Annotated in this window: 13 protein-coding genes; 5 read left to right on the forward strand and 8 right to left on the reverse strand. The window is 61.0% G+C overall.

From position 1 onward, the window contains the following. Positions 1–115: 115 nt before the first annotated feature. Both JFT44_RS07770 and JFT44_RS07775 read right to left on the reverse strand, forming a co-directional pair. Positions 116–598: a GAF domain-containing protein gene (locus JFT44_RS07770; protein ID WP_057958944.1), complete on the reverse strand. Its 483-nt coding sequence runs from the start codon at positions 596–598 to the stop codon at positions 116–118. Continuing rightward, on the reverse strand, positions 595–1,485 hold the full coding sequence (locus JFT44_RS07775) for an ATP-binding protein (protein WP_198830500.1): 891 nt from the start codon (positions 1,483–1,485) through the stop codon (positions 595–597). The genes JFT44_RS07770 and JFT44_RS07775 overlap by 4 nt, the downstream gene beginning before the upstream one ends. A gap of 166 nt (positions 1,486–1,651) precedes the next feature. On the opposite strand from JFT44_RS07775, the gene JFT44_RS07780 reads away from it, so the two are divergent. Then, positions 1,652–3,976: a response regulator gene (locus JFT44_RS07780; RefSeq protein ID WP_115127856.1), complete on the forward strand. Its 2,325-nt coding sequence runs from the start codon at positions 1,652–1,654 to the stop codon at positions 3,974–3,976. Here JFT44_RS07780 and JFT44_RS07785 read toward each other — a convergent pair. The 3 genes from JFT44_RS07785 to msrB all read right to left on the reverse strand — a co-directional run bounded on the left by JFT44_RS07785 (position 3,960) and on the right by msrB (position 5,445). Continuing rightward, a complete protein-coding gene (locus JFT44_RS07785) occupies positions 3,960–4,421 on the reverse strand; it encodes a MarR family winged helix-turn-helix transcriptional regulator (protein ID WP_057439172.1) in 462 nt (153 codons plus the stop codon). The genes JFT44_RS07780 and JFT44_RS07785 overlap by 17 nt on opposite strands. Next, a complete protein-coding gene (locus tag JFT44_RS07790) occupies positions 4,418–4,903 on the reverse strand; it encodes a glutathione peroxidase (RefSeq protein ID WP_057439173.1) in 486 nt (161 codons plus the stop codon). Before JFT44_RS07790 ends, JFT44_RS07785 begins: the two co-directional genes overlap by 4 nt. Positions 4,904–5,052: 149 nt before the next feature. Beyond that, positions 5,053–5,445 (reverse strand): peptide-methionine (R)-S-oxide reductase MsrB, encoded by a 393-nt coding sequence (msrB, locus tag JFT44_RS07795; protein WP_120732399.1) that lies wholly within the window; start codon positions 5,443–5,445, stop codon positions 5,053–5,055. 203 nt (positions 5,446–5,648) lie between these two features. Here msrB and JFT44_RS07800 point away from each other — a divergent pair, with 203 nt between their 5' ends. Together JFT44_RS07800 and htpX are read left to right on the forward strand one after the other, a co-directional pair. Next, positions 5,649–6,860, forward strand: coding sequence for a pyridoxal phosphate-dependent aminotransferase (locus JFT44_RS07800; protein WP_029298044.1), 1,212 nt, complete (start codon positions 5,649–5,651; stop codon positions 6,858–6,860). 304 nt (positions 6,861–7,164) lie between these two features. Next, positions 7,165–8,052, forward strand: coding sequence for a protease HtpX (gene htpX, locus JFT44_RS07805; RefSeq protein ID WP_029298042.1), 888 nt, complete (start codon positions 7,165–7,167; stop codon positions 8,050–8,052). A 57-nt stretch (positions 8,053–8,109) separates the two neighbouring features. Here the strand turns inward: htpX and JFT44_RS07810 are convergent, their stop codons facing one another. Continuing rightward, positions 8,110–8,766 carry a thiopurine S-methyltransferase gene (locus JFT44_RS07810; RefSeq protein WP_198830501.1) on the reverse strand — a complete coding sequence of 219 codons (657 nt, stop codon included), beginning with the start codon at positions 8,764–8,766 and terminating at the stop codon, positions 8,110–8,112. Between the two features lie 103 nt (positions 8,767–8,869). On the opposite strand from JFT44_RS07810, the gene JFT44_RS07815 reads away from it, so the two are divergent. After that, positions 8,870–9,637 (forward strand): class III extradiol ring-cleavage dioxygenase, encoded by a 768-nt coding sequence (locus JFT44_RS07815; protein ID WP_198830502.1) that lies wholly within the window; start codon positions 8,870–8,872, stop codon positions 9,635–9,637. Between the two features lie 97 nt (positions 9,638–9,734). Here the strand turns inward: JFT44_RS07815 and JFT44_RS07820 are convergent, their stop codons facing one another. Next, positions 9,735–11,408 (reverse strand): DEAD/DEAH box helicase, encoded by a 1,674-nt coding sequence (locus JFT44_RS07820; protein WP_017136163.1) that lies wholly within the window; start codon positions 11,406–11,408, stop codon positions 9,735–9,737. Between the two features lie 422 nt (positions 11,409–11,830). Between JFT44_RS07820 and JFT44_RS07825 the strand changes: the two genes are divergently transcribed. Continuing rightward, positions 11,831–12,622 carry a crotonase/enoyl-CoA hydratase family protein gene (locus tag JFT44_RS07825; RefSeq protein ID WP_198830503.1) on the forward strand — a complete coding sequence of 264 codons (792 nt, stop codon included), beginning with the start codon at positions 11,831–11,833 and terminating at the stop codon, positions 12,620–12,622. 113 nt (positions 12,623–12,735) lie between these two features. On the opposite strand, the gene JFT44_RS07830 is transcribed toward JFT44_RS07825, so the two are convergent. Next, positions 12,736–13,491 (reverse strand): spermidine synthase, encoded by a 756-nt coding sequence (locus tag JFT44_RS07830; RefSeq protein WP_198830504.1) that lies wholly within the window; start codon positions 13,489–13,491, stop codon positions 12,736–12,738. Between the last annotated feature and the right edge of the window lie 96 nt (positions 13,492–13,587).

Raw genomic sequence — 13,587 nt, forward strand, 5'->3', positions numbered from 1 at the left:
GTCGCCGCATCGCGGCGATGGTCATTAACGTAGACGTGGGGGGCCCGCCCCCCAGTGTTCTTCCCGGCGCCATCGCAGGCAAGCCAGCACCCACAAGGAATGCAGCTGCGCTCACTCAGCAGTCAGTCAACCGCAGGAAGATTGCCGCCAGTTGCTCAATCCCCATCTGATCCTCAAGCCTGAAACGCGCCAGTTTCGGGCTATCCAGATCCAGCACCCCAATCAACCGCCCATCCTTGATCAATGGCACCACCAGCTCACTGTTGGAAGCACTGTCGCAAGCAATATGCCCGGCAAAGGCATGCACATCTTCCACCCGCTGGGTTTGCCGTGAAGCCGCCGCCGCACCACACACCCCTCGACCAAACGGGATCCGCACACAGGCGATCTGCCCCTGGAAAGGCCCCAGCACCAGTTCCTCATCACGATTGAGATAGAAGCCCGCCCAGTTCAAGTCATCGAGTTGGTTGAACAGGAACGCCGAAAACTGCGCCGCGTTGGCGATAAAGTCGCGCTCATCGGCCAGCAGCGATTCCAGCTGTGCACAGAGCATGGCGTACCCATCAAGGCCGCTGCCCGACTGTTGCAAATCAATCATGGCTGACGCTCCAGCAATTTAAGCCCCACCCAGTAGCGGGCGAACTGGTAGGCGCAACGGCCGTTGCGATTGCCACGGCCGGTGGCCCAGCGCACCGCAAGGATGTCGAGTGCTTCATCGCGCTGCCACTGCAAACCCGCTTTGTTGGCCAACTCGCCGATCCAGTGCTCCACCACGTCCAGGAAGTGCTCCTGGGTGAAAGGATAGAACGACAGCCACAAGCCAAAACGGTCGGACAAGGCGATCTTGTCTTCCACCGCTTCACTGGGGTGCAGTTCACCGTCCACGCGTTTCCAATTGTCGTTGTCGCTCTGGTTTTCCGGTACCAGGTGACGACGGTTGGAGGTGGCGTACAGCAGCACGTTTTCCGGGGCCTGCTCCAGCGAACCGTCGAGCACGCTCTTGAGCACACGGTAATCGCCTTCGCCGGCCTCGAACGACAGGTCGTCGCAGAACAGGATAAAACGCTGGGGCAGCTTGAGCAGTTGCTCGACCACCCGCGGCAGGTCGGCCAGGTGGTCACGCTCGATTTCGATCAGGCGCAAGCCGGCTTTGGCATGCTGGGCCAGCAAGGCGCGGACCATGGACGATTTGCCAGTGCCACGCGAGCCCCAGAGCAACGCGTGGTTGGCGGGCAAGCCGTCGAGAAACTGCTGGGTATTGCGGGCCAATTGCTCGCGCTGCTTGTCGACTCCAATCAGGTCGGACAGGCGCATATCCAGGCTGACTTCCAGGGGCAGCAGAAAACCGCTGCGCCCCTCACGCTGCCAGCGGGCCGCCAGGCAGTGGTTCCAGTCAATCACCGTGCGAGGCGCTGGCAACAGGGGTTCCAGACGAGCAAGCACCGCATCGGCCCGCTCAAGAAAGGCATTCAATCGAGAATCCATGACTATTCCTGTGGCAAGTTCTTGTAAAAGATGGCGTATTGGCAACCCTGACGCAGTTGCCAGACGACTGCACCTGAAAAAACGATTCATACCGGGCAAGGCGGACGCTGAAGATGTTCAGCTATGCTTGCCAGGCGAAGGGAAACGTAAAGTGGCTCAGCACCCAATGGATATCAAGTTCGCCCACCGCTTGTCTTATAAACAAGCCAGACTGACTGTGCTGGTCGGTTTCGTATTGGGAACCTTGCTCAGCCTGATCCAAATCGGCATTGATTATGCCAGCGAAGACGCGTCCATCAACCGTGAAATACACGCGCTGATTGAAATCAGCCATAACCCCGCCTCACGCATCGCCTACAACATCGACGCCGAACTGGCCCAGGAACTGACCCTGGGCCTGCTGCATTCCCCCGCCATCACGCGGGCACAGTTGGTCGACAACAATGGCCTGGTGCTGGCTGACGTTAATCGGCCGCGCACAGAGAGCAGCTACCGCCCCATCAGCGACTTTTTGTTCGGCGCCAACCGCCAGTTCGAAAACCGGTTGTATCTTACCCATATGCCCGGCGAATCCCTCGGCGTATTGCGCCTTGACGTCGATACGTACGCGTTTGGCAGCCGATTCCTACGCCGAGCGGAGATCACCCTGCTCAATGGCTTTGCTCGCAGCCTGATCCTGACCGGCATCCTTCTGGGCCTGTTCTACGTGATGCTGACCCAACCCCTGGTGCGGATCATCCGCGAGCTGAGCACCCGCAGCCCAGGCAATGCGCCCCTGGCTCGCCTGGACTGCCCGCCGGGGCACGAACACGATGAGATCGGTGTACTGGTCAATGTCGCCAACCAACAGTTCGAGAATATGGAGACCGAAATCCAGCAACGGCGCCACGCCGAGGACCGCCTGACCGAGTACCTCGGCCAACTGGAAGATATTGTTTCGGCGCGTACCACCGAGCTCAAGGCGATCAACCAGCGGCTAAGCCAGTCCAACGAGGAACTGGAAGCGTCGAAAATGACTGCCCTGGGCATGGCCCAGGCGCGTGCGGCCTTCCTCGCCAACATGAGCCATGAAATCCGTACCCCGCTCAACGGCCTGCTCGGCATGATCGCGCTGTCCCTGGACAGCACACTGAATGCCGAGCAGCGCCAACAATTGTCGATTGCCCATGACTCCGGCAAGGTCCTGGTAGAACTGCTCAACGATATTCTCGACCTGTCCAAGTTCGATGCTGGGCAACTGGAACTGGAGAGTATCCCCTTCGACCTCGGCTCCCTGGTGGAAGACACCGCCAACCTGCTGTCGCAGAACGCCGCCCCCAGCGTCGAATTGACCTGCCTGATCGACCCGCAGTTTCCCGCCCAGGTCGTGGGTGATCCGACCCGGGTGCGGCAGATCGTCAGTAACCTGCTGTCGAATGCCTTGAAGTTCACCCGTTTCGGCCGCGTCGACGTACGCCTCAGTGCACAACCCGATGGCGTGCGCATCGAAGTGTGCGACACCGGCATCGGCATTGCCCAGGAGGCCCAGACGCGGATTTTCAAACCTTTCACCCAGGCGGGCGCCGGTATTACCCGTCAGTTTGGCGGGACTGGCCTGGGGTTGGCGCTGACCCACAACCTTTGCGAGGCCATGCGCGGGCGGCTGACCATCAGCTCGGAAACCGGCTTCGGCAGTCAGTTCTGCGCCGAACTGCCACTGCCCGCCCACACACCGGCGGCGCGGCTGGGACCATTGACCGGCGAGGTCGCGGTGATTACCGGGGCCAGCAGTGGCCTGGCAGAACTGCTGCTGACCTTGCTGCCGCACTGGGGATTGACGCCGCAGTGCTACACCATCGACGACGACTTGACCGGCCTGGCGCCGGACATCCTGATCACCGACTGCCCCGAGTGCCTGTTCCGCCTGCGCCCGACCGTCAGCGCACCGATTCTGCTGATTACCGCCTACGGCAACTTCATGCCCAGCGAAGAAGTGGCCGCCCTGGCCCCCCTGCAACAGCAGGCTCGCCCGCTGAGCCGCGCTGCGCTGTATCAGGTCCTGCACCGCACCCTGCGCGCCGACAGCGAAATCGTCCTCGACCTGGCCCAACTGGAAACCGGCCCGGTCGCGCATCGGGCGCGCATTCTTTTGGTGGAGGACAACCCGGTCAATCAACTGGTGGCCAAGGGCATGCTCGGCAAGCTGGGCTGCGAGGTGGTGGTCGCGGCCCATGGCGGCGAGGCACTGAAGCAACTGGAAGAACAGCGCTTCGATATGGTGCTGATGGACTGCAACATGCCGGTGATGGATGGCTACGAGGCGAGCCGGCAGATTCGCCGTAGCGGGCGCTGGCCGGAGCTGCCGATTGTCGCGCTGACCGCCAATGCCCTGGCCGAGGAGCGCGAACGGTGCCGGGCCGCCGGTATGAACGACTACCTGGCCAAACCCTTCCGCCGCGAAGAACTCAACGCCCTGCTCGACCTCTGGGTGCCGACTACGACAAGTCTGTGATCTGCCGGAGCAACTGATCCAGGCCATGGCGCAAGGCGTCCGCCTGGCTCAGGTCCACACCACTGTCACACAACAGGCGGGCCTTCAGCGGCTGGACGCGCTCACGCAACGCCTGGCCCGCGTCGGCAAGACACAAGTGCACTTCGCGCTCATCCCGGGTACTGCGCCGGCGCGTGATCAACGCCAGCTGTTCGAGGCGCTTGAGCAACGGCGTCAACGTGCCGGAGTCGAGCAACAAGCGCTCCCCCAGCGCCTTGACCGTCGGCTGGGGCGGCGCAACGGCGTGCCACTCCCACAACACCAACATGACCAGGTATTGCGGATACGTCAGGCCCAACTCGTCGAGCATCGGTTTGTAGGCCCGCGTCACCGCCCGGGAGGCGGCGTACAGCTTGAAGCACAACTGGTCATCCAGGGCCAGGGATACGGCAGGCAAGTCGGTCATTTGAGCAACGCTTCGATCTCTTGGGTCAGTTCCTGAGGTTTGGTGGTGGGGGCAAAACGCTTGACCACCTGACCGTCGCGACCGATCAGGAACTTGGTGAAGTTCCACTTGATGCCCTTGGAGCCCAGCAGACCCGGTGCGCGCTGTTTCAATTGCACAAACAGCGGGTGGGCCTCGCCGCCGTTGACATCGACCTTCTTGAACAACGGGAAACTGACGCCGAAATTCAGCTCGCAAAACTCTGTAATGGCCCCCTCGTCACCCGGTTCCTGCTTGCCGAACTGATTGCACGGAAAGCCCAATACCACCAGGCCCTGGTCCTTGTACTGCTGCCAAAGCTGTTCAAGGCCTTTGTACTGCGGGGTGAAACCGCACTTGCTGGCGGTATTGACCACCAGGATCGCCTTGCCGGCGAAGTCCGCCAGGGTCTTTTGCTCGCCCTTGATGGTGGTGCAGGGGATGGTCAGCAGGTTGTTGCTCATGAGAACGCCTCGGATGCAGAGAAGGTTGTAAAAACATAGCGAGCAATTAAATTGTATGCAATTTAATTGACCAGACTGATAACCCGACATCAGCTTGTGACGAGGGGGGCTTACCCCCTCATCACCACAGCCCCTCGCTACAGGGGATTTCAGCGGGGAACCAGGTCCAGGCACACCGAGTTGATGCAGTAACGCAAGCCAGTAGGCGGCGGACCATCCGGGAACACATGCCCCAAGTGCGCATCGCACCTGGCACAGGTCACTTCAGTACGGATCATCCCGTGGCTGACATCACGAATCTCAATCATCGCGCTATCAGCAATCGGCTGATAAAAACTGGGCCAGCCACAACCGGCATCGAACTTGGTCTTTGAATCGAACAGTGGCTCATTGCAGCAAATGCAGTGATACACACCATCGGTCGTAGTCGCGTTGTACTTGCCGGAAAACGGCCGCTCGGTGCCCTTGAGACGACACACTTGATACTGCGCCGGGTCGAGCATTTCCCGCCATTCATCCAGGGTCTTATCCAACTTTTCCATCAATCCACCTCGACAACTGAAAAAGCCTGATCTGTGTCTTTTCCATGGATCAGGCGGCACGTATGATTGCGCCTCTTCAAAGCGCCAGTCTGGCACCCGCGTTATCGGCATTCAAACGTATTTATGGGTCAGGCCACACGCAGGATTCCCAGCACGGTAGTCTTCACATCGTCTGGATCGTTCATTTTCGGGATCACATCGCCATGCAGGTCAGCAAATCGAACAAGCTCGCCAACGTCTGCTACGACATTCGCGGCCCAGTGCTCAAGCACGCCAAACGCCTGGAAGAGGAAGGCCATCGCATCCTCAAGCTGAACATTGGCAACCCGGCGCCCTTTGGTTTCGAAGCACCGGACGAAATCCTCCAGGACGTGATCCGCAACCTGCCCACCGCCCAAGGCTATAGCGACTCCAAAGGCTTGTTCAGCGCGCGCAAGGCCGTGATGCAGTACTACCAGCAAAAGCAGGTGGAAGGGGTCGGTATCGAAGATATCTACCTGGGCAACGGCGTCTCCGAGCTGATCGTGATGGCCATGCAGGCCCTGCTCAACAACGGCGACGAAGTGCTGGTGCCGGCGCCTGACTACCCGCTGTGGACGGCGGCCGTGACCCTGGCGGGCGGCCATCCGGTGCATTACCTGTGCGACGAGCAAGCCAACTGGTGGCCGGACCTGGCTGATATCAAGGCCAAGATCACGCCCAATACCAAGGCGCTGGTGATCATCAACCCGAACAACCCGACGGGCGCAGTGTATTCCAAGGAAGTGCTGCTGGGCATGCTGGAACTGGCGCGCCAGCACAACCTGGTGGTGTTCTCCGACGAGATCTACGACAAGATCCTCTACGACGACGCCGTGCACATCTGCACCGCCTCCCTGGCCCCGGACCTGCTGTGCCTGACCTTCAACGGCCTGTCCAAGTCCTACCGGGTGGCGGGTTTCCGTTCCGGCTGGGTGGCCATCTCCGGGCCCAAGCACAATGCCCAGAGCTACATCGAAGGCATCGACATGCTGGCCAATATGCGCCTGTGCGCCAACGTGCCGAGCCAGCACGCGATCCAGACCGCGCTGGGTGGCTACCAGAGCATCAACGACCTGGTACTGCCGGCCGGCCGCCTGCTGGAGCAGCGCAACCGTACCTGGGAACTGCTCAACGACATTCCCGGCGTCAGTTGCGTCAAACCCATGGGCGCCCTGTATGCGTTCCCACGGATTGACCCGAAGGTCTGCCCGATCCACAACGACGAGAAGTTCGTCCTCGACCTGCTGCTGTCGGAAAAGCTGCTGGTGGTCCAGGGCACGGCGTTCAACTGGCCGTGGCCCGACCACTTCCGTGTGGTGACCCTGCCGCGCGTGGATGACCTGGACATGGCCATCGGGCGCATTGGCAACTTCCTGAAGTCCTATCGCCAGTAACCCGGCTTTCGCTGTACGGCCCGCAAAAGGTCGTACAGCGAGTATCTGGCAACACATTCTGTACCCAGACACACCTTCTGCTCCGCCCGCTTCCCCTCTACCCTGTACTTACCCGCAATCGTGGGGCGCAGACGCCAGCCAAGGGCAATTTTCACGGGTCCCAAGCCTCGGAAAATCCCTGCAAGCCTCTACATTCATGCTGTAGGACACAGTTTGAAATAGTCGCCCGGTTGAATAGCCCACTGCCGCACCTTATATACCCCGCAGTACGCGACATATTAAGCATGAGGAGAATTCTACAACCATGATGCGCATCCTGCTGTTCTTGGCCACTAACCTGGCGGTCGTGCTGATTGCCAGCATCACCCTGAGCCTTTTCGGCTTCAACGGGTTCATGGCGGCCAACGGGGTTGATCTGAACCTCAATCAGCTGCTGGTTTTCTGTGCCGTCTTTGGTTTTGCCGGCTCGATCTTCTCGCTGTTCATCTCCAAGTGGATGGCGAAGATGAGCACCAGCACCCAGATCATCACCCAGCCACGCACCCGGCATGAGCAATGGCTGCTGCAGACCGTCGAGCAACTGTCCCGCGAAGCCGGGATCAAGATGCCCGAAGTCGGCATCTTCCCGGCCTACGAGGCCAACGCCTTCGCCACTGGCTGGAACAAGAACGATGCTCTTGTTGCCGTCAGCCAGGGTTTGCTGGAGCGTTTCTCGCCCGACGAAGTGAAGGCCGTGCTGGCCCACGAGATCGGCCACGTCGCCAACGGTGACATGGTCACCCTGGCATTGGTCCAGGGCGTGGTGAACACCTTCGTGATGTTCTTTGCACGGATCATCGGCAACTTTGTCGACAAGGTGATCTTCAAGAACGAAGGCGGCCAGGGTATCGCCTACTACGTGGCGACCATCTTTGCCGAACTGGTACTGGGCTTCCTTGCCAGCTCCATCGTGATGTGGTTCTCGCGCAAACGCGAATTCCGCGCCGACGAAGCCGGCGCGCAACTGGCCGGTACTGCCGCCATGATCGGCGCCCTGCAACGCCTGCGCTCCGAACAGGGCCTGCCGGTGCATATGCCGGACACCCTGAATGCCTTCGGCATCAACGGTGGCGTCAAGCAAGGCCTGGCGCGGATGTTCATGAGCCACCCGCCACTGGAAGAGCGGATCGACGCACTGCGTCGTCGCGGCTGACAGCCAGCGGGTAAAAAAAGGGGCGATTGAATCGCCCCTTTTTTGTGGGCGCGTGATTTACAGCGGCGCCAACCGGTAAACCCGCTCCTCCAGCCGCGTGACACCGCCCTGGGCGAACTTCGGGCTCTCGGCCAGGATATCCCTCTGCTCCAGGACGCTCAGGCGCCAGTGCACTCCCAGCAGCCCACGGACTTCATCGTCGCTCACGGCAAACGGCGGGCCTCCCTTCAGGGCCTGCTCATAGTCCAGGCTGATCAGCAGGCCACTGTCCACCTGCGGCGCAATCGCCTGCAAATGCGCGGCATAACGCTCGCGCATCAACGGCGGCAAAGCGATCAGTGCCGCCCGGTCGTAGAGGGCCGTGCAGCCCGCCACATCTTCGCGGCTCAACTCGAAGAAGTCACCGCACCACAGCTCGATAGCGCCTGCCTGATACACCTTGAAGCTACCCCGTTGGCTGACTTGCGCAACCAGGCGCTGCTCCTGGAAAAACTCTTCAATGGCCTTTTCCGCCAGCTCCACCCCCAGGACTCGATGTCCCTGGTTCGCCAGCCAGACCAGATCCAGGCTCTTGCCACATAGCGGCACCAGCACCCCCACCCCGCCGGCCAACCCCAGGCCCGGCCAGTGTCGCTGCAAATAGGGATTGACCTCGGGCAGGTGAAAGCCGATCTGATTACGTGCCCAGCGGTCATGCCAAAAGGTGGAGTCCATGAATAATCCTGAAAATTCGATCAAATAGCGCTAAAACTTATATTAGATTTAGATCAATGATCTGATTGAAGATGGTCCCATCTTAACCTTGAGGACCCCACTCATGCTGCCCAGCCTGTTTATTTCCCACGGCTCGCCCATGCTTGCCCTGCAACCCGGCGCCAGCGGGCCGGCCCTTGCACGCCTGGCGGCGGACTTGCCACGCCCCAAGGCAATCGTGGTGATGTCCGCACACTGGGAAAGCCGTGAACTGCTGGTCAGCGCCAGCCCCGCCCCAGAGACCTGGCACGACTTCGGCGGCTTCCCCCGCGAACTGTTTTCCGTGCAGTATCCGGCCCCGGGCGATCCGGCACTGGCCCAGCAGATCGTCGAGTTGCTCATCGCCGATGGCTTGCAAGCCCGCCTCGATCACCAGCGCCCGTTCGACCATGGCACCTGGGTGCCGCTGTCGCTGATGTACCCGGCGGCCGACATCCCTGTGGTGCAGGTCTCCCTGCCCAGCCATATGGGCCCAGCCCTGCAAACCCGCATCGGCCAGGCACTGCGCGGCTTGCGCGAACAGAGCGTGCTGTTGATCGGCTCGGGCAGCATCACCCATAACCTCGGCGAACTGGACTGGCAGGCCGGGCCGCAAAGCATCGAGCCCTGGGCACGGGAGTTCCGCGACTGGATCGTCGAGCAGCTCGGCGCCGAGGATGAAGCTGCCTTGCACGACTACCGCCGCCAGGCACCCCATGCAGTGCGCAGCCATCCCAGCGATGAGCACTTGTTGCCACTGTATTTCGCGCGCGGTGCGGGCGGGCAGTTCAGTGTGGTCCACCAGGGGTTCACCCTGGGAGCCTTGGGGATGGATATCTATCGTTTTGCTTAACCACGGTTTTTTGTAGGGCCCCGGGGAAACCCAGGCAAAAAAAATCCCCGAACCAGTCGGGGATTTTTTATGTTCGATCAATCAACCCGAGGGCTGATCAATCTTCGCGATAGCGACGCAGCTTGAGCTGCTTGCCGGCAACGCGGGTGTCTTTCAGCTTGGCCAGCAACTTCTCCAGGCCATCTTCCGGCAGTTCTACCAGAGAGAAGCTGTCACGCACCTGGATGCGACCGATCGCTTCACGTGCCAGGCCACCCTCGTTGAGGATAGCGCCCAGCAGGTTCTTGGCAGCGATGCCATCACGCGCACCCAGCGCGGTACGGCAGCGAGCACGGCCTTCGGCCAATGGAACCGGCGCACGACGCTCACGATCACCACGGTCCGGACGGTCGCCAGTACGCTCTGGACGATCACCGCGCGGGGCGTTGTTCGGCACCAGTGGACGTTCTTTCTCGATCGCCGCCAGGGTCAGGGCCTGACCGTTGGTAGCCTTGCGCAGCAGGGCTGCAGCCAGGGCGCGTGGGGTGCAACCGATATCGGCGGTCAGGCGGTCCAGCAGGTCGCCGTGGGTCGATTCAGCGTCAGCCACCAGCGGCGACAGGCTGTTGGTCAGTTTCTTGATGCGGGCATCGAGAACGGCCTGGGCATCCGGCAGGCGGACTTCGGCAACTTTCTGACCGGTTACACGCTCGATCACTTGCAGCATGCGGCGCTCACGCGGAGTCACCAGCAGCAGTGCACGACCTTCGCGACCGGCACGGCCGGTACGGCCGATACGGTGAACGTAGGACTCTGGGTCGTACGGCATGTCAACGTTGAACACGTGGGTGATACGTGGAACGTCGAGACCACGGGCAGCTACGTCGGTCGCCACAACGATGTCCAGACGGCCATCCTTGAGGGAGTCGATGACGCGCTCACGTTGGTTCTGGGCAATGTCACCGTTCAGCGCAGCGGCTTTGTAGCCTTTGGCTTCCAGGGCACTGGCCAGGTCCAGGGTCGCTTGCTTGGTGCGCACGAACATGATCAGGGCGTCGAAATCTTCGACTTCCAGCAGGCTCAATACAGCCGAGGTCTTCTGGTCAGCGTGAACCAACAGGTGAGCCTGTTCGATCGCGGTAACGGTCTGGGTCTTGGTCTGGATCTTCACGTGTTGCGGATCGCGCAGATGGCGTTCGGCAATGGCACGGATCGACTGTGGCAGGGTAGCCGAGAACAGTACGGTCTGACGGGTCGGTGGCAGCGCCTTGAAGATGACTTCCAGGTCATCCATAAAGCCCAGCTTCAACATTTCGTCAGCTTCGTCGAGAACCAGGTGGTTCACGGTCGACAGGACTTTTTCGTCACGACGCAGGTGGTCGCACAGACGGCCCGGCGTGGCGACAACAATCTGTGCGCCATTACGGATTGCTTTCAGTTGTGGGCCCATAGGCGCGCCGCCGTAAACGGCCACAACGGTAACGCCCGGCATTTGCTTGGCGTAGGTTTCGAAAGCGGTTGCTACTTGCAGCGCCAACTCACGGGTTGGCGCCAGGATCAGGGCTTGCGGCTCGCGCTTGGCAGGATCGATGCAGTGCAGGATTGGCAGGGCGAACGCGGCGGTTTTACCGGTACCGGTTTGCGCCTGGCCAATCATGTCTTGGCCGGCCATGATGATCGGGATCGATTGCTGCTGAATAGCCGAAGGTTCTTCGTAGCCGGTCGCAATGACGGCAGCAAGAATGTTCGGGTTAAGATTAAAAGCGGCGAAGCCGCCGGTTTCCTGGGTCATGGGTCTGCCTCTAAGTGCATCCGCAAAGACCCATGCTCCAAAGCTGCGCATGCCGTGTTGAGACTCAAGAGTCGCCCTGGCTGCTTTGTCGGCGGGGATTTGCGAAAACGAATGAATGAAAAAGATTCGTCAAGGGAGAGTCCGCTGTGCGGACGTGCAGCCGAAGCTGACTTCGGGGAATTGCGCTACCTAAACGCGGCCCGGTTAAAGGCCGGCGCGCACTATACCGGAAATCCCTGAAAAAGGGAGCTTTTTTTATCGGAAAAGGCCATTCCACTGCTCTGTGTCACTGGCTTTGCGCATCTTCGCAGGAACGTCTATTTTTCAAAGGCCCGGCCCCGTTGGTCATTGCGCTTAAACGCTTCACCTTTTGCAGTGGGCCCTTCGGTCCGAAACTGCCTTTCGCGCCCGAGGATGCCCCCATGAGTCAAGCCAGTAGCAGCCGCGTCAGCCGTGAACTACAAGGGCATGTCCTGCTGCTGGGGCTCGATCGGGTAGCCAAGCGCAACGCCTTTGACCTCGATCTGCTCAACGAACTGAGCCTGGCCTATGGCGAATTCGATCGTAATGAAGAAGCGCGGGTGGCCGTGGTGTTCGGGCATGGCGAGCATTTCACCGCCGGGCTGGACCTGATCAACGTCGCCCACACCATGGCCCAAGGCTGGCAGCCGCCGCTGGGAGGTTGCGACCCGTGGGGCGTGTTCGCCGGGCCCAGGGTCAGCAAGCCGGTGATCGTTGCCGCACAGGGCTATTGCCTGACCATCGGTATCGAATTGATGCTCGCGGCAGATATCAACCTGTGTGCCAGCAATACGCGCTTTGCGCAGATGGAAGTCCAGCGTGGGATCTTCCCTTTTGGTGGCGCCACCTTGCGCCTGCACCAGATCGCCGGCTGGGGCAATGCCATGCGCTGGCTACTGACTGGCGATGAGTTCGATGCCCATGAGGCCCTGCGCCTGGGGCTGGTGCAGGAGGTCATGGCCAGCGAAGACCTGCTGCCGCGGGCGCTGGCCCTGGCCAGCCGGATCGCCAGCCAGGCGCCGCTGGGCGTGCAGGCGACTTTGACATCGGCACGCCAGGCGCGGGATGAAGGCGAGACTGCGGCGGCGGCCGGGTTGCCGGTGCTGGTCGAAAAACTGCTTAACAGCGAGGATGCCAAGGAAGGAGTGCGAGCGATGCTGGAGAAGCGGCCGGGGGTGTTCAAAGGTTTGTAAGCAGTCAGTGATGACCTCATCGCAGGCAAGCCCGCTCCCACATTTGACCGCATACACCTGTGGGAGCGGCGGTGCGACGATTCGACTTGCCCGCGATGGGCCAGTACAGACACCTACGTCGCCGGCCGAACAGCCTTGATCAACGCCTGCAACGAATACCCCAGGCGCGGCGCCAGCGCCTCGGCCCGCGCAGAAACCGCCGCCAGGTTTAGCGTCTGGTCCAGGTCCGCCGGCACGATGAGGATCACATTGCCCTCCTTCACCGGCAGCTCCCAATAGTGTCGATGATAAAGCCCGCGCAACAGCGCAGCACCTAGCGGCTTGCCATCATCGGTCGCCCACTGGTTGATCACCAGCCAGCCGCCGGGGTTGAGTTTCTTCTGGCAGTTTTCCAGGAAGGTCCAGGCCAGGTGGCCAACCCCAGGCCCCACATCGGTATACAGGTCGACGAAAATCAGGTCTGCCGGCTCTGCCGTCTCCAGCAATTCCAACGCATCGCCCACGCGGATGTACAACCGCGGGTCATCATCCAACCCTAGATACTCGATAGCCAGGCGCGGCACGTCCGGACGCAGCTCAATGGCCTCGACATCCTCCAGGGGCAGGAACTTGAGGCACGCCTGGGTCAGCGTCCCGGCCCCCAGGCCGAGAAACAGCGCGCTTTCGGGCTGCTCATGGCACAAGGCGCCAATCAACATGGCGCGGGTGTAGTCGTACTCGAGCCAGCTGGGGTCGGCGGTGAACACACAGCTCTGCTCGATGGCATCGCCAAACTCGAGAAAGCGGTAGTCAGCCACTTCCAGCACGCGAATCATGCCGAAGTCATCATGGACCTCAGCCAACAGGCGCTCGACGCGCTCCTCAGTCATTTCATCTCCTAACGGGCCCGGGCACGGGTTCAAGCCGCCTGGTAGCAAGCGGGAAAGGCGCGATTGTCGGCCAAGCAGCGCCAGCAGGTCACGTAC

The organism is Pseudomonas sp. MF5691 (genome assembly GCF_016405645.1).
Taxonomy (GTDB): Bacteria; Pseudomonadota; Gammaproteobacteria; order Pseudomonadales; family Pseudomonadaceae; genus Aquipseudomonas; species Aquipseudomonas shahriarae.